This is a genomic window from Streptomyces sp. SAT1 (assembly GCF_001654495.1).
Classification (GTDB): domain Bacteria; phylum Actinomycetota; class Actinomycetes; order Streptomycetales; family Streptomycetaceae; genus Streptomyces; species Streptomyces andamanensis.
The window spans coordinates 5,101,677-5,121,528 of record NZ_CP015849.1; the positions used below are offsets into that span (position 1 = coordinate 5,101,677).

Annotated in this window: 17 protein-coding genes and 2 riboswitches; of the genes, 11 read left to right on the top strand and 6 right to left on the bottom strand. The window is 70.9% G+C overall.

The window, feature by feature from the left end; all coding sequences use genetic code 11:
- The first annotated feature begins 151 nt into the window (after positions 1-151).
- On the top strand, positions 152-907 hold the full coding sequence (locus A8713_RS22125) for a FadR/GntR family transcriptional regulator (protein ID WP_064535358.1): 756 nt from the start codon (positions 152-154) through the stop codon (positions 905-907).
- Between the two features lie 196 nt (positions 908-1,103).
- Positions 1,104-1,763 (top strand): NADPH-dependent F420 reductase, encoded by a 660-nt coding sequence (locus A8713_RS22130; RefSeq protein WP_018568592.1) that lies wholly within the window; start codon positions 1,104-1,106, stop codon positions 1,761-1,763.
- 9 nt (positions 1,764-1,772) lie between these two features.
- Here the strand turns inward: A8713_RS22130 and A8713_RS22135 are convergent, their stop codons facing one another.
- The 6 genes from A8713_RS22135 to gcvT form a co-directional block, all read right to left on the bottom strand.
- On the bottom strand, positions 1,773-2,327 hold the full coding sequence (locus tag A8713_RS22135) for a GH25 family lysozyme (protein ID WP_064537650.1): 555 nt from the start codon (positions 2,325-2,327) through the stop codon (positions 1,773-1,775).
- Between the two features lie 640 nt (positions 2,328-2,967).
- The gene (locus A8713_RS22140; protein WP_064535359.1) at positions 2,968-3,519 is read right to left on the bottom strand and encodes a Uma2 family endonuclease; all 552 of its coding nucleotides are present in this window, start codon (positions 3,517-3,519) and stop codon (positions 2,968-2,970) included.
- Positions 3,520-4,145: 626 nt separating this feature from the next.
- The gene (locus tag A8713_RS22145; protein ID WP_064535360.1) at positions 4,146-5,513 is read right to left on the bottom strand and encodes an L-serine ammonia-lyase; all 1,368 of its coding nucleotides are present in this window, start codon (positions 5,511-5,513) and stop codon (positions 4,146-4,148) included.
- 98 nt (positions 5,514-5,611) lie between these two features.
- Positions 5,612-6,874, bottom strand: a complete 1,263-nt coding sequence (gene glyA, locus A8713_RS22150; protein ID WP_064535361.1) for a serine hydroxymethyltransferase — start codon at positions 6,872-6,874, stop codon at positions 5,612-5,614.
- Positions 6,875-6,891: 17 nt separating this feature from the next.
- Entirely contained in the window at positions 6,892-7,269 is a 378-nt protein-coding gene (gene gcvH / locus A8713_RS22155) for a glycine cleavage system protein GcvH (protein WP_064535362.1), read from the bottom strand.
- A 109-nt stretch (positions 7,270-7,378) separates the two neighbouring features.
- Positions 7,379-8,506: a glycine cleavage system aminomethyltransferase GcvT gene (gene gcvT, locus A8713_RS22160; protein ID WP_064535363.1), complete on the bottom strand. Its 1,128-nt coding sequence runs from the start codon at positions 8,504-8,506 to the stop codon at positions 7,379-7,381.
- Positions 8,507-8,546: 40 nt separating this feature from the next.
- Positions 8,547-8,668: riboswitch (glycine riboswitch) on the bottom strand.
- Positions 8,669-8,769, bottom strand: a riboswitch (glycine riboswitch). It abuts the riboswitch before it with no gap.
- A gap of 170 nt (positions 8,770-8,939) precedes the next feature.
- Here gcvT and A8713_RS22165 point away from each other — a divergent pair.
- From A8713_RS22165 to A8713_RS22205, 9 genes are all read left to right on the top strand, one after another.
- Positions 8,940-9,638, top strand: a complete 699-nt coding sequence (locus A8713_RS22165) for an AAA family ATPase (RefSeq protein WP_064535364.1) — start codon at positions 8,940-8,942, stop codon at positions 9,636-9,638.
- A 41-nt stretch (positions 9,639-9,679) separates the two neighbouring features.
- Positions 9,680-10,483, top strand: coding sequence for an enhanced serine sensitivity protein SseB (locus tag A8713_RS22170; protein WP_064535365.1), 804 nt, complete (start codon positions 9,680-9,682; stop codon positions 10,481-10,483).
- A 182-nt stretch (positions 10,484-10,665) separates the two neighbouring features.
- Positions 10,666-11,457, top strand: coding sequence for an enhanced serine sensitivity protein SseB C-terminal domain-containing protein (locus A8713_RS22175; RefSeq protein ID WP_064537651.1), 792 nt, complete (start codon positions 10,666-10,668; stop codon positions 11,455-11,457).
- A gap of 426 nt (positions 11,458-11,883) precedes the next feature.
- Positions 11,884-12,891, top strand: coding sequence for an ABC transporter permease (locus A8713_RS22180; protein ID WP_064535366.1), 1,008 nt, complete (start codon positions 11,884-11,886; stop codon positions 12,889-12,891).
- Positions 12,892-12,959: 68 nt separating this feature from the next.
- The gene (locus tag A8713_RS22185; RefSeq protein ID WP_064535367.1) at positions 12,960-14,747 is read left to right on the top strand and encodes an ABC transporter substrate-binding protein; all 1,788 of its coding nucleotides are present in this window, start codon (positions 12,960-12,962) and stop codon (positions 14,745-14,747) included.
- 107 nt (positions 14,748-14,854) lie between these two features.
- Positions 14,855-15,853 (top strand): ABC transporter permease, encoded by a 999-nt coding sequence (locus A8713_RS22190; protein WP_064535368.1) that lies wholly within the window; start codon positions 14,855-14,857, stop codon positions 15,851-15,853.
- A complete protein-coding gene (locus A8713_RS22195; RefSeq protein WP_064535369.1) occupies positions 15,850-16,947 on the top strand; it encodes an ABC transporter ATP-binding protein in 1,098 nt (365 codons plus the stop codon). The genes A8713_RS22190 and A8713_RS22195 overlap by 4 nt, the downstream gene beginning before the upstream one ends.
- Positions 16,944-18,344 carry an ABC transporter ATP-binding protein gene (locus A8713_RS22200; protein ID WP_064535370.1) on the top strand — a complete coding sequence of 467 codons (1,401 nt, stop codon included), beginning with the start codon at positions 16,944-16,946 and terminating at the stop codon, positions 18,342-18,344. Before A8713_RS22195 ends, A8713_RS22200 begins: the two co-directional genes overlap by 4 nt.
- A 93-nt stretch (positions 18,345-18,437) precedes the next feature.
- Complete coding sequence (locus tag A8713_RS22205) at positions 18,438-19,829, top strand: M1 family metallopeptidase (RefSeq protein ID WP_064535371.1); 1,392 nt, start codon at positions 18,438-18,440, stop codon at positions 19,827-19,829.
- Positions 19,830-19,852: the final 23 nt, after the last annotated feature.

A 19,852-nucleotide genomic window follows, 5' to 3' on the forward strand; every position in this document is an offset into this window, starting at 1 on the left:
GACCCCGCCGCGGCAGCCGAGAAGAAGCGGAGCGCGGAACGTCATGGCGGTACGCTAGCGACTCCTCTGCTCCTCAGACAAGTGATAATTCGCCGGAGCCCCCGGACCGGCGCACCCCGGCGCCGGCCCCCTCAACCCGTGGGAGAACCCGATGGTCCCAGGCGCCCTCCGCCCCAGCCCGCTGGTCGAACAGGCCGCGGAGCGGCTGCGTGCGCAGATCGCCGCCGGACAGTGGCCCGTCGGCACCAAGCTGCCCGGTGAGACCACCCTGGCCAGGGACCTGGGCGTCGGCCGCTCCACCGTCCGCGAGGCGCTGCGCGCGCTCGCCGGTGCCGGACTAGTGCGGCCCCGGCACGGCGCGGGCGTCTTCGTGATCGCGACCGAACCCGCCGAGGACTGGCCGGCCCGGCTGCGCCGCTCCGCGGTCACCGATGTCTACGAGGTCCGCATGGGCGTCGAGGTGCAGGCGGCCCGCCTGGCGGCCAGGCGCCGCACGCCCGAGGACCTGGCCGCGCTGGAGGCCGCCCTGGAGGGCCGGCGCACGGCGGCGGCGAAGGGCGACGCGGCCTTCGTGGACGCCGACATCGCGCTGCACCGCGGGGTGGTCGCCGCCGCCCACAACCCCGTCCTGACCGCGCTGTTCGAGGAGTTCGTCCCCGTACTGCGCTCCGGCCTCGTCACCCTGCTGGAGCTGACCGGGCTGCGCGTGCACGACCCCAACACCGGCGCCGACACCCATCACGACCTCGTCGTCGCCGTCGCGGCGGGCGACGCGGACACGGCGGCGGCCGTGCTCCGCGCCGACCTGGAGGCCACCCTCGGCCTGCTGCGCGAGCGGACCGGCGGAGCAGGGGAGACCGGGCGGGCAGGGGCAGCCGGGGAGACGGAGCCCGCCCCGGAGGCATGAGCCCGCACGGCCCGCCCCAGCCCGCTTCACCGTTCCGCCGCCTCGCCGCCTCGCCGCTCCGCTGTTCCGCCGTATCACCCGTACGGCCCGCCGTCCCCGGAATAGCCCGCGCCGTCCCTCGGTTGGAGATCGCTTGCACGGCACCGACATCCACACCGGCCTCCGGGGTCTCCCCGGAAGAGCGAGGCGAACTGAGATGAAGATCGGCATCATCGGAGCGGGCAACATCGGCGGCAACCTCACCCGGCGGCTCACCGCCCTCGGACACGACGTCGCCGTGGCGAACTCGCGCGGCCCGCAGACCCTCACCGCGCTGGCCGAGGAGACCGGCGCGCGGCCCGTGCGGGCCGAGGAGGCGGCGCGCGGCGCCGAGGTCGTCGTGGTCACCGTCCCCCTGAAGGCGGTCCCGGACCTGCCGGCCGGACTGCTGAAGGAGGCGGCGGACGGCGCGGTCGTGATCGACACCAACAACTACTACCCGCAGCGCGACGGCCGGATCGCCGCGATCGAGGACGAGGGGCTGACCGAGAGCCGCTGGACCGAGCGCCACCTCGGCCACCCCGTGGTGAAGGCGTTCAACGGCACCTACGCCCAGGACCTGCTGGACCGGCACCGCCCGGCCGGCGACCCCGGCCGCCTCGCGCTGCCGGTGGCCGGCGACGACCCGGCGGCCAAGGCGAAGGTACGGGCGCTGATCGGGGAACTGGGCTTCGACACGGTCGACTCCGGCACCCTCGACGACTCCTGGCGCCAGCAGCCCGGCACCCCGGTCTACGGCCTGCGCGAGGGCGTGGACGCGGTCACCGAGGCGCTGGCCGCGGCCTCGCCCGAGCGCCCGGCGGACTTCCGCGCCTGACCCCCGGTCTCATGCCTTGGCCCACTCCCGCAGCGCCGACGCACTGGAGAAGTTCGCCACGTTCTTGTCGTGGGGATCGTCCGTGTACTGGTGGAAGCGCCACTTGGCCTTGATGCGGGGGTGGCCGGCGGAGACGTAGTCGGCGACCCACAGCCCGTCCCCCGCGTAGGAGGTGGTGTCGACGCTGAGCCAGAAGTGGCGGTTGGTGTAGAGCAGCACCCGGTTGTGCGGGCGCAGTTGCTTCACCTTGCGGATGAAGGAGTCCTTCTCCGCGTTGGAGGCGTGGGTGCCCTCGCCGGTGGTCTCCCAGTCGACGGCGAGGATGTCGCCCCGCTGCTCCGGGGCGTGCGAGACGAAGTACTCGGCCTGGGCCGCGATGTTGCCGGGCCACAGGAAGTGGTAGAAGCCGACGACCAGATGGGCGTCGCGCCCGTGCTTGGTCTGGGCGGTGAGCCTGGAATTGACGTACGTACGGCCCTCCGTCGCCTTGATGAAGACGAAGGAGAGGCCGCTCGTGCCGTAGGTGGAGGACTGGTACGCGCTCACGTCGATGCCTTGCAGCATGCGGAACTCCCTGAACGAACCGTGGGGGGAGGAGTCGTCGAGGGAGTTCTGCCCCACTTGGATACGGTCGATCCCTCCAGAGCGTTCGAACATCAGCCCAGACCGGAGCACACGGCGCACACACCCCCGAACACGGCGCACGCGCCGCCCCGCCGCTCAGCACTCGATGATGTTCACCGCCAGCCCGCCCCGCGCCTTCTCCTTGTACGTGACCTATCTGTGGACGGATATTGATCACGGGGTTGACGTGCACTTTTGGCCTGCTCAGGCTTGCCTTGAATCACGTCAGGGACTCCGCCTTCACCGGGTGAACCATCGCCCGCAGAAAGACGTTGCCACTGGCCGCCGCGCGATCACGCGCATGGCATGCGAGGTGCTGGAGACCACTAGCCTCGATCTTTCGATCTGCTCGACCGGGGAATGGGTTCAGAACTGGGGTCCTGCCCGACGGGGCACGGACCAGCCTGCCGCCGGGCCTTCCTGGGGCCAGAATGAGGCCGGAAGGACAGGGAAGCGCCGGGAGTGATCACCAGACCCCGGGCGCCCCAATGCGTGGAGCTATTCAGTCCGGTTTCGGTGATCCTGCGCGCGCCGACCGGCTGCCGGGCCTCTTCCTGCTTCGGGGCGTGTTTTCTCAGACTCAGTGAGTGTCGGGCTCCGGGTTCGGCAGGGGCAGTTCGTCGAGGTCGAGGGTGAAGGTGCGGCCGTCGGCCAGGGGGATGGAGAGCTTGCCTGTGCCGTATGCGCGGGTGTGGGCGGTGCTGTAGCCGCTGGAGGTGGGCTCGGTGTGCAGGACGACTTCCCGGGCGTAGGGATCCACGACGAGGTAGACGGGGATGCCGTACCGGCCGTACTTCGCGGTGCAGTCGTCGTAATCCTTGCGTGCCGAGGACGTGGAGACGACCTCCGAGATCAACAGGACGTCCTCGAAGCTGTAGCGCTTGCCCTTCTTGCGTGCGTCCTCGCGCAGGATGGCCAGGTCGGGGGCGGAGTTCTCGTCGGCGGGGAAGTCGATGTAGACGTCCGAGGTGACCTTCGCATGACGGCCGAGGGCGAGAGAGTCGATCTGCATCGACCTGATCGTGCTGGAGTGCTCTTCGCTCTGCGGGGTCATGATGATCTTTCCGTCGGCGCCGAAGAACACCACGTATCCCGCGGGGAACTCGGTGTGCGTGATCGCGTCGACACTCATGGACGGTGCTCCTTCCCGTGTGCCGTCATGATACGGCGGACAGAGCCGTCCCACGGGTGGACTTCCGTGACGTGCGTGCTCTATAGGGGTAACCGGTCCGCACGAGCGGCCGCCGTGACGCGGGGCGTGAGCTCGGCCCGTGGATGTTCAGACCCAACAGCTGGCGTTGGGTGACTTTCAGGGGCGGCGGCCATCTGCCGGGTGGTCATGGGGTGGCCGGACGCCTTTGGGCGTTGCGGTACGAAGCACCGGCGGCCGGTACGACGCATGTGGTTTGACCAGGCACAACGGCCTCTGGTGGCATCAGTCGTCACCAAGGCCGGGCGGGCTGGATGGGCACCAGGTCCGCCGCTGTCCCGCCTGGGCCCGCCGGTTCACCTCGCGATGCGGACCCACGCCGGACGACGTGATCCCGTTTGTCCTGCGACGGGACTGCGGACGCACATCCGGCGTTGATCACGTGCCGCGAACCCGCAGGTCAAAAGCCCCTTCCAGGGGATGTCCCAGGGACTTTTCAGGGACTTTCCCGTCTGTCTCAGGGAGGTTCCAGGGACTTTCCGCCGCGTAAGCAGGGAAGGCCCCGACAGCGCCGAAAGACACGGACGCGCTGTTCAGGGCCTACTTGCTCAGCACTCGATGATGTTCACCGCCAGCCCGCCCCGCGCCGTCTCCTTGTACTTGACCGACATGTCCGCGCCGGTGTCCTTCATGGTCTTGATGACCTTGTCGAGGGAGACCTTGTGGGAGCCGTCGCCGCGCAGGGCCATGCGGGCGGCGGTGACGGCCTTGACGGCGGCCATGCCGTTGCGCTCGATGCACGGGATCTGGACCAGGCCGCCGACCGGGTCGCAGGTCAGGCCGAGGTTGTGCTCCATGCCGATCTCGGCGGCGTTCTCCACCTGCTCGGGCGTGCCGCCCATCACCTCGGCGAGCGCGCCCGCCGCCATCGAGCAGGCCGAGCCGACCTCGCCCTGGCAGCCGACCTCGGCGCCGGAGATGGAGGCGTTCTCCTTGAAGAGCATGCCGATCGCGCCGGCGGCCAGCAGGAAGCGGACCACGCCCTCCTCGTCGGCGCCCGGGATGAAGTTCAGGTAGTAGTGCAGGACGGCGGGGATGATGCCGGCCGCGCCGTTGGTGGGGGCGGTGACCACCCGGCCGCCGGCCGCGTTCTCCTCGTTCACCGCCATCGCGTACAGGGTGATCCACTCCATGGCGCGGGCGGCCGGGTCGCCCTCGGCGCGCAGCTGGCGGGCGGTGACGGCCGCGCGGCGGCGCACCTTCAGGCCGCCGGGCAGGATGCCCTCGCGGCTCATGCCGCGCGTCACGCACGCCTGCATCACGCGCCATATCTCCAGCAGACCCGCGCGGATCTCGTCCTCGGTGCGCCAGGCACGCTCGTTCTCCAGCATCAGCGCGGAGATCGACAGACCGGTCTCGCGGGCCAGGCGCAGCAGCTCGTCGCCCGTGCGGAAGGGGTACTTCAGGACCGTGTCGTCCAGCTTGATGCGGTCGGCGCCCACCGCGTCCTCGTCCACGACGAAGCCGCCGCCCACCGAGTAGTACGTCTTGGTGAGCAGCTCGGCGCCCGAGGCGTCGTACGCCCACAGGGTCATGCCGTTGGCGTGGTAGGGGAGGGCCTTGCGGCGGTGCAGGACCATGTCGTCGTCGAAGGAGAACGCGATCTCGTGCTCGCCGAGCACGTTCAGCCGGCCGGACTCCTTGATCCGCGCGACCCGGTCGTCGGCGCTCTCCACGTCCACCGTGCGCGGCGAGTCGCCCTCCAGGCCGAGGAGCACCGCCTTGGGGGTGCCGTGGCCGTGGCCGGTGGCGCCGAGGGAGCCGTACAGCTCGGCGCGCAGCGAGGCGACCGGCTCCAGGACCCCCTCGCTCCGCAGCCGGCGGGCGAACATGCGGGCCGCGCGCATCGGGCCGACCGTGTGGGAGCTGGACGGGCCGATGCCGATCGAGAACAGGTCGAAGACCGAGATGGCCACGGGGGGACTCCTCAATGCGGGGGGTGGTGCGAGGGGCGGGACACCGCGCGGTGCCGTGCCGGGGTCGCCGGCCGGTGCGCGGTGCCCCTCGGGGTGTCTTACTTGTCCAGACCCGGGTACAGCGGGTGCTTGTCGGCCAGGGCCTTCACCCGGGCCTTGAGCGCCTCGGCGTCGTAGGACGGCTTCAGCGCCTCGGCGATCACGTCCGCGACCTCGGTGAAGTCCTCGGCCGTGAAGCCGCGGGTCGCCAGGGCCGGGGTGCCGATCCGGAGGCCGGAGGTGACCATCGGCGGCCGCGGGTCGTTCGGGACCGCGTTGCGGTTGACGGTGATCCCGACCTCGTGGAGGCGGTCCTCGGCCTGCTGGCCGTCCAGCTCCGAGTGGCGCAGGTCCACCAGGACCAGGTGCACGTCGGTGCCGCCGGACAGCACGTCCACGCCCACCGCCCTGGCGTCCTCCCGCACCAGGCGCTCGGCCAGGATCCGGGCGCCCTCCAGGGTACGCCGCTGGCGCTCCTTGAAGTCCTCGCCCGCGGCGACCTTGAAGGCGACCGCCTTGGCGGCGATCACATGCTCCAGCGGGCCGCCCTGCTGACCGGGGAAGACCGCGGAGTTGATCTTCTTGGCGAGCTCGGCCGTGGAGAGGATCACACCGCCGCGCGGGCCGCCCAGCGTCTTGTGGGTGGTGGTGGTCACCACATGGGCGTGCGGCACCGGGTTGGGGTGCAGGCCCGCCGCGACCAGACCGGCGAAGTGCGCCATGTCGACCATCAGGTACGCGCCGACCTCGTCCGCGATCCGGCGGAACGCGGCGAAGTCCAGCTGCCGCGGGTACGCCGACCAGCCGGCCACGATCAGCTTCGGCTTGGACTCCTTGGCCAGCTTCTCCACCTCGGCCATGTCGACCTGGCCGTCCTCGCCCACGTGGTAGGCGACGACGTCGTAGAGCTTGCCGGAGAAGTTGATCTTCATGCCGTGGGTCAGGTGCCCGCCGTGCGCGAGGTTCAGACCCATGATCGTGTCGCCCGGCTTGAGCAGCGCGAACATCGCCGCCGCGTTGGCCTGGGCGCCCGAGTGCGGCTGCACGTTGGCGTGCTCGGCGCCGAACAGCGCCTTGACCCGGTCGATCGCGATCTGCTCGACCACGTCGACGTGCTCGCAGCCGCCGTAGTAGCGGCGGCCCGGGTAGCCCTCGGCGTACTTGTTGGTGAGGACCGAGCCCTGCGCCTCCATGACCGCGACCGGAGCGAAGTTCTCCGAGGCGATCATCTCCAGCGTGGACTGCTGGCGGCGCAGCTCGGCGTCGACCGCGGCGGCCACGTCCGGGTCCAGCTCGTGCAGGGGGGTGTCGAGAACGCTCATCGGTGTCCCTCCGCCCCTCAGCCGGCGTTCTGCGCGGTGTACTCGTCGGCGGAGAGCAGGTCCGCCGGCTCCTCCGAGAGGCGGACCTTGAACAGCCAGCCGCCCTCGAAGGGGGCGGAGTTCACCAGCGACGGGTCGTCCACCACGTCCTGGTTGGTCTCGGTGATCTCACCGCTGACCGGGGAGTACAGGTCGGAGACCGACTTGGTCGACTCCAGTTCGCCGCAGGTCTCGCCCGCGGTCACGGTGGTGCCCACCGCCGGGAGGTCGGCGTAGACGACATCGCCGAGCGCGTTGGCCGCGAACTCCGTGATGCCGACCGTCGCGACGCCGTCCTCGGCGGGCGACAGCCACTCGTGCTCCTTGCTGTAGCGCAGCTGCTGGGGGTTGTTCATGCCTGAATTCTCCTGTACGCGGGTCAGTGGTGGTGAATGAGGGAGTGCGCGGGGCATGCGTGAGGCGGGCCGGGTGACCCGGATCACCGTCGGCCGTGGCTCGACGGTGTCACTTCTGCCGCTTGTAGAAGGGCAGCGCCACGACCTCGAACGGCTCGTGGGTGCCCCGGATGTCCACGCCGACCCCGGCCGTGCCCGGCGCGGCGTGCGCGGCGTCGACGTAGGCCATGGCGATCGGCTTGCCCAGGGTGGGGGAGGGGGCGCCGGAGGTGACCTCGCCGATCACCTCGCCGCCGGACACCACGGAGTACCCGGCGCGCGGCACCCGGCGGCCCTCGGCGACCAGGCCGACCAGGACGCGCGGCGGGGCCTGCTCGGCCCGCCCGGCGGCGGCCACCAGCGCCTCGCGGCCGACGAAGTCGCCCTCCTTCTCGAACTTCACCACCCGGCCCAGACCCGCGTCGAACGGGGTCAGGCCGGTGGTCAGCTCGTGCCCGTACAGCGGCATGCCCGCCTCCAGGCGCAGCGTGTCGCGGCAGGACAGACCGCAGGCCACCAGGCCCGCGCCCGCGCCGGCCTTGGTCAGCGCCTGCCACAGCTCCACGGCGTGCTCCGGCTTCACGAACAGCTCGAAGCCGTCCTCGCCGGTGTAGCCGGTGCGCGCGATCAGCGCGGGCACGTCGGCGACCGTGCCGGGCAGGCCCGCGTAGTACTTCAGGCCGTCCAGGTCGGCGTCGGTCACGGACTTCAGGATGCCGGAGGACTCAGGGCCCTGGATCGCGAGCAGCGCGTAGGCGTCCCGGTCGTCGCGGACCTCGGCCTCGAAGCCCGCCGCCCGCTCGGTGAGCGCGTCCAGCACCACCTGGGCGTTGGAGGCGTTGGCCACCACCATGTACTCGGTGTCGGCGAGCCGGTAGACGATCAGGTCGTCCAGGATGCCGCCGTCCGCGCGGCAGATCATGGTGTAGCGGGCGCGGCCGACGCCGACCGAGGCGATGTTGCCGACCAGCGCGAAGTTCAGCAGGGCGGCGGCCTGGGGGCCGGTCACGGTGATCTCGCCCATGTGGGACAGGTCGAACAGACCGGCCCGGGTGCGCACGGCGACATGCTCGTCGCGCTCGGAGCCGTAGCGCAGCGGCATGTCCCAGCCGGCGAAGTCGGTCATCGTGGCACCGAGCGAGCGGTGCACCGCGTCGAGGGCGGTGTGACGGAGCGGACGGGACACGGAACTGCTCATCGGTCGGTCTCCCAGGCATGGCGGGCGAGGACGGGGCGTGTCCTCCCCATCTGTCATCGGAACCTGAGAGGTTCGCCATGACCGCCGCAGGACGGACGGACACGGCTTGCACCTTGGGTGGGGCCGCCGCGGCAGGGCGGGCGGCCCGCTTTTCAGATGTGCCTCGCCCGCGCGGTAACGGTGCCTGAGAGATTCAAGGGAGGGACTTGCTCCTTCGGCGCCCCGGGCAGACACGCTGCCGGGGACTCTCCCGCGCGGATTCAAACGGCCGGTATGCAGTTGGCGCGCACATCATTGCATGCCGGGACACTTCGCGGCAGGCCGGATCTGTAACCGTGCTGTGGCAGAACGCGCACGGAAACGGCAGACACCGTCCATTACCTTCTCTTTACACTCAAGGGGAAGGTGAACCGTCACCGCCCCGGGGAGGACGATGACGGTGAACAGGACCGCGCCGGCGTACGCGACCCCCCGGGCCCCCGCCCTGCCGGGACAGCCGGGGGCCCCGGCCCGCGAGCGGTGCGACGGGCCCCCGGCCCCCTTGGTCCGCGACCTGCGCGAGCGCGCCGGCCGCGCCCCGCGCGCCCTGCTCTTCGGACCGCGCGACGTGGTCGTGGTCACCGGGCTGCCCGGCGGCGGCAAGTCCACGCTGATGCGCCGCGCCGCGCACGGCCCCCGGATCGACTCGCAGGACACCCGCGACCGCTGGGACGCCCGCCTGGCGCACCGCCTGCCCTACGCGCTCTACCGGCCGCTGGTCCGCCTCGCCCACTACGCCGCGCTGCGCCGCGCCCTGCGCGGCGGCGAGGGGGTCGTGGTCCACGACTGCGGTACCCAGCGCTGGGTGCGCGGCTGGCTGGCCCGCGCCGCCCGCCGCCGCGGCGGCGCCCTCCACCTGGTCCTGCTGGACGTCGCCCCCGACGCGGCGCTCGCCGGCCAGCGCGAGCGCGGCCGCCGGGTCTCGCGCTACGCCTTCGGCCGCCACCGCAGGTCCGTCGCCCGGCTGCTGGCCGCGGTGGAGCGCGGCGAACTGCCCGGGGGCTGCGACTCGGCGGTGCTGCTGGACCGCGCGGCGGCGGCCGGGCTGCGCCGGATCGCCTTCACCGGCCGGCCCGGCCCCGGCACCCGATAACCTTCCGGTCACACCAGTGGTTTCCGGCAGGCGGTAGACAGATGGACTTCCCGGCGGACTTCTCCGCGGACATTCCGGGGAACTTCCCGGCACAGGCGCACCCCCACCCGCACGGCGGGTGGCCCGGCAACGAGCTGGAGGAGGTGCTCTCCGCGGCCCTCGGCATCCCGACGGCCGGCGGCCGCATCATCGAGGTGCTCGGCCGCAGCTTCCTCTGGGTGCCGCTGCCGAACGGCGGCGGCCCGGACAGCGGCCCGCTCGACCTGCCCACCCTGGAGATCGACGGCCAGGCGTACGTACCGGTCTTCAGCTCCGAGGAGCAGTTCCGCCGGGCCGTCGGAGCGCACATGGCGTACACCGTCGCGCCCGCCGTGGAGTTCGCCCGCGGGCTGCCCGCCCAGGTCGGCATCGCGCTCAACCCGGACGGCGTGGCCGGAATGCCGCTGCCGCCGCCCGCCGTGGCCGAACTGTGCCGGGCCGGCCGCACCGCGCTGGACGGCCCCGCCGCCGGCGGCCGGGTCCGGCTCTACGAACCCGACTGGCAGGACGACCCGGTGGACTTCCTGTCCGCCGCCTCCGCCGAGTTCGACGCCACCGGCGTGGTGCGCACCGCCCGCCGCTGCCTGGCCGCCGTCGAGACCGCCGACCCGGTCCTGTTCGTCGGCGTCGAGCTGGCCTCGGCGGACGACGAGGCGCGCGCCCGCCCGCTCGACGCCCTGGGCCGCGCGCTGGCGGCGGCGCCCCCGGCCTGGCCGGTCAACCTGATCCTCCTGGACGTCACGGACGACCCGGTGGCCGTATGGCTGCGGGAGAAGGTCAGGCCCTTCTACGGACACGGGCACTGAGGTCTGCGGGCACGGACACTGAGGTCTGCGGGCACGGGCGCCGAGGCGGCAGGGGGCGCGCGGACGCCGGCGGCACGGGCCGGCGCCGCCCGCGCGCGTGACCGCGGCACGGACCGGGCCGGCGGGCGGCTTTAAGCTGGACGCACAGCCCGGTCGAGGGCAACACGGAGGGGCGGTAAATGGTGAGCGCCAGCGACACCGCGGCCGGGCATGTCGAGCAGATGCTCCGCCAGGTGACACCCGGGCGGTACGACGCCTACGAAGCGCTGCTGCGCACCCTCGCGACCCCGTCCACCGGCCAGGTCTGGATGCTGCTCTGGCACGGCCAGGCCGGCGCCCCCGACGCCCAGTACGGCCACATGGAGGTCGGCGGCCACGGCTACGCGCCCTGCGTCACCTCCGCCCAGGAGCTGTCGGCCAGCGGCTGGATGCGCTCCTACGAGGTGGTGGACGGGCTGGACGTCGCCCGCACCCTCTACCCCGACCACTTCGGCCTCTGGCTCAATCCGCACGCCCCGGGCGGCGGCGTCGGCATCCCCTGGCTGGATCTGCGCCGGATCGCCTCCGGCCTGGACCGCCAGCCCGCCGGACCGCTCAGACTGTCCGAACCGGCCCTGGAGATCCCGCAGTTCTACGCGCTGCTCACCCAGGCCGCCCACCACACGCCCGCGCTGCGCTCGCTGCGCCGCGCCTGGGTGCAGCCCGCCGTCGGGTCCCCGTACCTGGCCATCGGCCTGGACGTCTACGACACCTCGCCGGCCGCCGTCGACTCGGTGCGCTCGATGATGCAGCAGTCCATGGCGGCCGTCCCGGACGGGCTGCCGGTTTCGACCGTGGTGATGTCCGACGAGTACGACCCGGTGGTGATGTGGCTGCGCGCCAACGCGCGGCCCTTCTACGACCGCGAGGCGCACGGCGGCGCCGGGCAGGCCGCCGCGGGCGGCTACGGCTACCCGCCGGCCGGCGGACACTGATCCGGAACGGCGGCCGGAACCGCGGCCGGCGCCCCGGCCGGGACCGTCACCGGCGGCCCGCCGGGCCCGGCCGCCGCGACCGGAACCGGAACCGGACACCACAACCGGAACCGCACGTACCGCCCCGGTCGGCCGGCACGCCCTGTGATCCTCTTCGCGCGTAGATGAGGTCGGAAGGTCCGGTTCTGCGGAGGAAAACCCCAACTGGCCCGCGTCCGCCCCCCGTTACCCAACGTCCGGATAACGGAACCCCTCTACCCGCATCACGTTTGCGCATCCTTTCACCGTCAAGTCTGGCAACAGATCGCCCGCCCGTTGAAGACTCCCGCAACAAGGGGCGTTCGCCTCTGTGTACGACGGACTGACGATGCCGCCACAGCGGCAAGTGCGGGCCGGCTACCGCCGGTTGAGAGGGGTCCCTGCCTAATGACGGCACCATTGCACGAGCCGACCGCCGAAGCGGCCCCGAGCGCGGCCGACGAGGCGGCGGTGGCCGCCCCGGGCGCCAAGGCCGTCCAGGGCCGGTCCCTGGGGCGGATCGCCTGGGAGCGCCTGAAGCGGGACAAGCTCGCCCTGACGGGCGGCGTCGTCGTGCTCCTGCTCATCGTGGTCGCGGTGCTCGCACCCGCGCTCGCCAAGCTGATCGGACAGGACCCGGACCTCTACCACGAGGACCTGATCGACCCGCTGTTCGGCACGCCCACGGGCTCCCTCGGCGGCATCAGCGGCGACCATCTGCTGGGTGTCGAGCCGGTCAACGGCCGCGACATCTTCGCCCGCATCCTCTACGGCGCGCAGATCTCGCTCCTGGTCGGCTTCCTGTCGGCGCTGGTCGCCGTCGTGCTCGGCACGGTCCTCGGCATCCTGGCCGGCTTCTTCGGCGGCTGGGTGGACGCGGTCGTCAGCCGGGTCATGGACGGCCTGCTGGCCTTCCCGCAGCTGCTCTTCATCATCGCGCTGGTCTCGGTCATGCCGAACGACATGCTGGGGCTGACCGGTTCGAGTGTGCGCGTGTTCGTGATGGTGCTGGTCATCGGCTTCTTCGGCTGGCCCTACATCGGCCGGGTGGTGCGCGGCCAGACACTCTCGCTCCGGGAGCGCGAGTACGTCGAGGCGGCGCGCTCGCTGGGCGCCGGACGGTTCTACATCCTGTTCAAGGAGCTGCTGCCCAACCTCGTCGCCCCCATCATCGTGTACACGACGATGATGATCCCGACGAACATCCTCACCGAGGCGGCCCTCAGCTTCCTGGGCGTGGGCGTCAAGCCTCCGACGGCCTCCTGGGGACAGATGCTGTCGAGCGCGATCGACTACTACGACTCGGACCCCATGTACATGGTGATCCCCGGCGTGGCGATCTTCATCACCGTCCTCGCCTTCAACCTCTTCGGCGACGGCGTGCGGGACGCGCTGGATCCCAAGGGCTCCCGCTGAACCGCCGTATCCAAGCGACCCGTGGCGCATGCACGGGGTCTCTCATCAATTCCGGAGGAACCGAGATCGTGACTACCCAACGCACCTCAGGGCGGCGCAAGAAGGCACTGGCCGCTGCGGCCGTGGTCGCAGGACTGCTGACCACGGCGGCGTGCGGCGGCGGCGACGACGGCGGCTCGAAGAGCGGCGCCGCCGGCTTTGACGCGGCGAACAACAAGGTCGTCAACGCGTCGAAGGTCAAGAAGGGCGGCGAGCTGAAGTTCGCCGGCACCCAGGACGCCGACTCGTGGGACACCACACGCGGTTACTACGGCTTCATGTGGGACTTCTCGCGCTACTACAGCCGCCAGCTGCTGACCTACTCGACCGCCCCGGGCGCCGACGGCGCCAAGCTCACCCCGGACCTCGCCACGGACACCGGCAAGGTCACCGACGGCGGCAAGACCTACACGTTCACGCTGCGCGACGGGTCCACCTGGGAGGACGGCAAGCCGATCACCTCCAAGGACATCAAGTACGGCATCGAGCGCGTCTGGGCGCAGGACGTCCTGTCCGGCGGTCCGATCTACCTCCAGCAGGCGCTGGACCCGAAGAAGACCTACCCGGGCCCGTACAAGGACAAGGCCGCCGACCACCTGGGCCTGAAGGCGATCGACACGCCGGACGACAAGACGATCGTCTTCCACCTGCCCACGGCGAACTCCGACTTCGTCCAGATGCTGGCGCTGACCTCGGCCTCCCCGGTCCGCCAGGACAAGGACACCAAGTCGAAGTACGGCCTGCACCCGTTCTCCTCCGGCCCGTACAAGTTCGAGTCCTACGACCCGGGCAAGAGCCTCGTGCTGGTGCGCAACACCAACTGGAAGGCGTCCTCGGACCCGGTCCGCAAGGCGTACCCGGACAAGGTGTCGATCAAGCTCTTCACCAACGCCAACGACCTGGACCAGCGCCTGATCAACGGCGACTACGACCTGGACCTGAGCCAGACGGGTCTGTCGCCGCAGGGCCGCCAGATCGCCCTGAAGCAGCACAAGGGCAACCTGGACAACCCGGTCTCCGGCTTCATCCGCTACGCGGTCTTCCCGCAGAGCGTCAAGCCGTTCGACAACGAGCACTGCCGCAAGGCCGTGATCTACGGCGCCGACCACGTCTCGCTCCAGACCGCCCGCGGCGGCCCGGTGGCCGGCGGTGACATCGGCACCAACATGCTCCCGCCGTCCGTCGCCGGTGGCGAGGGCCAGAAGTACGACCCGTACGAGCTGGCCGGGGCCGGCAAGAACGGCAACATCGCCAAGGCCAAGGAAGAGCTGAAGGCCTGCAACCAGCCGAACGGCTTCAAGACCACCATCGCGGTCCGCAACAACAAGCCGGTCGAGGTGGCCACCGCCCAGTCGCTCCAGGCGTCGCTGAAGAAGGTCGGCATCAACGCCGAGATCTACCAGTACGACGGCTCGCAGACCGCCGGCATCATCGGCAGCCCCTCCAACGTGGAGAAGAAGGGCTTCGGCATCATCATCATGGGCTGGGGCCCGGACTTCCCGACGGTCCAGGGCTACGGCGTGCCGCTGTGGGACAGCCGCTACATCCTGCAGAGCGGCAACAACAACTACGCCCTGATCAAGGACAAGACGATCGACGGTCTCTTCGACCAGTACGGCACCACGCTGGACGAGTCGAAGAAGGCGGAGATCGCCACCCAGATCAACCACAAGGTCATGGAGGGCGGCTACTACCTGCCCTTCGTCTTCGAGAAGCTCCTGAACTGGCGCTCCTCGCGACTGGCGAACGTGTACACGACGAACGCGTACAGCGGGTACTACGACTTCGTCAACCTCGGCCTGTCCTCCTCGAAGTAGACCCGGCACACCCGCCGTACCGCACGAAAGGCAGGTGAAGGCCGGCGCGGCGTGACCGCGGGCTCCGGAAGACCTCCGGGCCCGCGGTCCGCGGCGGGCCGTAAGCTGTGCTCGCTTACCTCATCAGGCGGCTGTTCGCCGCCGCAGTGATGCTGGTGGTCATCATCGTGGTGGTCTTCAGCATCTTCTTCCTCGTCCCCAAGTGGGCGGGCGTCGACATCGCCCTGAGCTTCGTGGGCAAACAGGCCGACCCGGCCGCCGTCGAGGGTGTCCGGCAGAAGCTCGACCTGGGTGCCCCGGTCTACACCCAGGTCTGGCACTTCTTCCAGGGGATCTTCGCGGGCCGCACCTATGTGGGCGGCGGCGACGTCACCCACTGCGCCGCCCCGTGCTTCGGCTACTCCTTCAAGAGCGAGCAGGCCATCTGGCCGGTGCTCACCGACCGCTTCCCGGTGACCCTGGGACTCGCGCTCGGCGCCGCGGTGCTGTGGCTGGTCTTCGGTGTCGCCGCCGGTGTGCTCTCCGCCCTCAAGCGGGGCAGCATCTGGGACCGCGGCGCGATGGTGGTCGCCCTGAGCGGCGTCTCGCTGCCGATCTACTTCACCGGTCTGCTCTCCCTGGCCGTCTTCAGCTACGGCCTCGGCTGGATCGACGGCCAGTACGTGCCCATCGGCGACAGCTTCACCGGCTGGCTCGGCGGCATGATCCTGCCCTGGATCACCCTGGCCTTCCTCTACGCGGCCATGTACGCGCGCATCACCCGGGCCACGATGCTGGAGATCCTCGGCGAGGACTACATCCGCACCGCCCGCGCCAAGGGCCTGCGCGAGCAGACCGTCATCGGCAAGCACGCCATGCGCTCGACGCTGACCCCGATCCTGACCATGCTCGGCATGGACCTCGGCGCCCTGATCGGCGGCGCGATCCTGACCGAGACCACGTTCAGCCTGCCCGGCCTCGGCCAGGCGGTGCTCAACGGCATCAAGAACCAGGACCTGCCCATCATCCTGGGCGTCACCCTGATCACCTCCCTCGCGGTGCTCGTAGCCAACCTCGTGGTGGACGTCCTGTACGCCGTGATCGACCCCCGAGTGAGGCTGGCATGACCGAACTCAGCAAGACCGGCGCGGCGGTGGGCGAGCCCACCGCGGCCTCGGCCGCACCGACCGCCTTCCTGGAGGTGCGCGACCTCAAGGTGCACTTCCCCACCGACGACGGCCTGGTCAAGTCCGTCGACGGGCTCAGCTTCCAGCTGGAGAAGGGCAAGACCCTCGGCATCGTGGGCGAGTCCGGCTCCGGCAAGTCGGTGACCTCGCTGGGCATCATGGGCCTGCACACCGCCGGCCAGTACGGCAAGCGCAAGGCGCGGATCTCGGGCGAGATCTGGCTGGACGGCACGGAACTGCTCTCCGCCGACCCCGACCACGTGCGCAAGCTGCGCGGCCGCGAGATGGCGATGATCTTCCAGGACCCGCTGTCCGCGCTGCACCCGTACTTCACGATCGGCCAGCAGATCGTGGAGGCGTACCGCATCCACCACGACGTCGACAAGAAGACCGCCCGCAGGCGCGCGGTCGAGATGCTCGACCGGGTGGGCATCCCGCAGCCGGACAAGCGGGTGGACAGCTACCCGCACGAGTTCTCCGGCGGGATGCGCCAGCGCGCGATGATCGCGATGTCGCTGGTGAACAACCCCGAGCTGCTCATCGCGGACGAGCCGACCACCGCCCTGGACGTCACCGTGCAGGCGCAGATCCTCGACCTCATCCGGGACCTGCAGAAGGAGTTCGGCTCCGCGGTCATCGTCATCACCCACGACCTGGGCGTCGTCGCCGAACTCGCCGACGACATCCTGGTGATGTACGGCGGCCGGTGCGTGGAGCGCGGCCCGGCCGAGGAGGTCTTCTACGAGCCCCGCCACCCCTACACCTGGGGACTGCTCGGCTCGATGCCGCGTCTGGACCGCGAGCAGCAGGAACGGCTCATCCCCGTCAAGGGGTCCCCGCCCTCCCTGATCAACGTCCCCTCCGGCTGTGCCTTCAACCCGCGCTGCCCGTACGCCGACGTCCCCAAGGACAATGTGACCCGCACGGTGCGCCCCGAGCTGACCGAGGTCGGCGGCAAGCACTGGGCCGCCTGCCACATGTCGCAGGAGCAGCGGCAGCGGATCTGGACCGAAGAGATTGCGCCGAAGCTGTGAGCGAGAACGCCGAGAACGCCAAGAACGCCAAGGGCACCGCGGTGGCCACCGAGAAGACCGCCCCCGGTGAGGTCCTGCTGCGGGTGAGCGGGCTGCAGAAGCACTTCCCCATCAGGAAGGGCCTGCTCCAGCGCGAGGTCGGGGCGGTGCGCGCCGTGGACGGCATCGACTTCGAGGTGCGCTCCGGCGAGACCCTCGGCGTCGTGGGCGAGTCCGGCTGCGGCAAGTCGACGATGGGCCGGCTGATCACGCGGCTGCTCGAACCCACCGCAGGCCGCGTCGAGTTCGAGGGCAAGGACATCACCCACCTCGGGGTCGGCGGGATGCGCCCGCTGCGCCGCGATGTGCAGATGATCTTCCAGGACCCGTACTCGTCGCTGAACCCCCGGCACACCATCGGCAGCATCGTCGGCGCCCCCTTCCGGCTCCAGGGCGTCGAGCCCGAGGGCGGCGTCAAGAAGGAGGTGCAGCGGCTGCTGTCGGTGGTCGGGCTCAGCCCCGAGCACTACAACCGCTACCCGCACGAGTTCTCCGGCGGCCAGCGCCAGCGCATCGGCATCGCCCGCGCGCTCGCGCTCAAGCCGAAGCTGGTGGTGGCCGACGAGCCGGTCTCCGCGCTGGACGTGTCGATCCAGGCGCAGGTCGTCAACCTGCTGGACGACCTCCAGCAGGAGCTGGGCCTGACGTACGTGATCATCGCGCACGACCTGTCGGTGGTCCGCCACGTGTCGGACCGGATCGCGGTGATGTACCTGGGCAAGGTCGTCGAGCTGGCCGACCGGGACTCGCTGTACCGGGCGCCGATGCACCCGTACACCAAGGCGCTGATGTCGGCGGTGCCGATCCCGGACCCGCGCCGCAAGAACGCCAAGAGCGAGCGCATCCTGCTCCAGGGCGACGTGCCCTCGCCGATCTCCCCGCCGAGCGGCTGCCGGTTCCACACCCGCTGCTGGAAGGCGACGGAGATCTGCCGGACCACCGAGCCCGCGCTGGTGGAGCTGAAGCCCGGTCAGCGGGTGGCCTGCCACCACCCGGAGAACTTCGAGGACCAGGCACCGCAGGACACCGTGCTGCTGTCGGCCGCCAAGGAGGCGGCCGAGCTGGTGTCCGAGGAGGCGCTGGCCAAGTCCGCCGAGACCTCGGCGGCGGTGGCGGCGGAGGTCGCGGAGCCCACCGGGTCCGCGGAGCCCACCGCGCCCGCGAAGCCCACCGCACCCGCGAAGTCCGCCGAGACGGCGGAAGCCGCCGAGTCCGCTCAGTCCGACGAGCCCGCCGAGCCCGCCGAGACGGCGGAAGCCGCCGCCTCCGGTGGGTCCGACGAGCCCGCTGCCTCGGCGGACACCGGTGCCGAGGGCCGCAAGCCGGCCGGCGACGGAGGCACGAAGCCCGAGGCGTGACGACTTGGCAAAGTCATGCTCATGACCGAACGGGAGAGCGCAGAGTCGTCCCAGTCCGTGTGATCAACCGGTCCACGCGCGAAGGGACGATTCATGGCACTCTCCCGTTCGGCACGTCTGGGGGCCGTCGCGACCGCGGCGGCCTCCTTCCTCGCCGTCGCCGCATCCTCCGCCCCCACCCACGGCGCCCCCGGCATCGGCGACCCCTACTTCCCCCGGCTGGGCAACGGCGGCTTCGACGCCCGCCACTACGACCTCGACATCGCGTACAACCCGGACACCGACCGCCTCGACGGCCGCACCACGCTCACCGCGCGCGCCACCGAGAACCTGTCCTCCTTCGACCTGGACCTGCAGAAACTGGAGGTCACCCGGGTCGAGGTGAACGGCAGAGCCGCCCGGTTCAGCCGGGACGGCGACGAACTGCGCGTCACCCCGCGCGGTGTGCTGCGCCAGAACCGCACCTTCACGGTGTCCGTCACCTACGGCGGCATACCCGAGCCGCTCAGCGGCCCCATCGTGTTCGGCTCCCAGTACGGCTGGATGAAGACCGCCGACGGCGTCTTCGTGGCGTGCGAGCCCAACGCCGCCTCCACCTGGTTCCCTTCCAGCGACCACCCCTCGGACAAGGCCACCTACGACATCCGGATCAAGGCGCCCAAGGGCCTGACCGGGGTGTCCAACGGCCGCCTCGTCTCCACGTACGACAGGGGCGGCTCGACGTACACGCACTGGCGCGAGAGCCGGCCGATGGCGAGCTATCTGGCGACCGCCACCATCGGGAAGTTCGACGTGCGCACCGGCCGGACGCCCGGCGGCATCCCGATGTACGTGGCCATCGACCCGAAGCTGAAGGACAGCAACAAGGTCGACGTGTACGCGGTGACCGCCGCCGCCACCGACTACTGGTCGCGGGTCTTCGGGCCGTACCCCTTCGAGGAGACCGGCGCGATCGTCGACGACATGCCGCAGGCCGGGTTCTCGCTGGAGGTGCAGAGCAAGCCCGCCTACTCGGCCGTGCGCAACGAGACGACGATCGTGCACGAGCTGGCCCACCAGTGGTTCGGTGACTCGGTGTCGGTGAAGCACTGGAAGGACATCTGGCTCAACGAGGGCTTCGCCAGCTACGCGCAGTGGCTGTGGAGCGAGCACAAGGGCACCCGCTCGGCACACGACTCCTTCCGCGCCGAGTACGACGCCATCCCGGCCGACGACTCCTTCTGGCAGCTGAGGATCGCCGACCCGCAGCGCGACACCATGTTCGACGGCGCGGTCTACGACCGGGGCGCCATGACCCTCCAGGCGCTGCGCGAACGCATCGGCGACAAGGCGTTCTTCCGGCTGCTGCCCGCCTGGACGTCCCAGCACCGCTACGGCAACGCCGAGACCGCCGACTTCGTGCGGCTCGCGGAGAAGGTCTCGGGGCAGCGGCTCGGCGACTTCTTCCGCGCCTGGCTCTCCACCCCGGGCAAGCCCGCCCTGTAGGGGCCCCGCGTCCGGTCCGGACC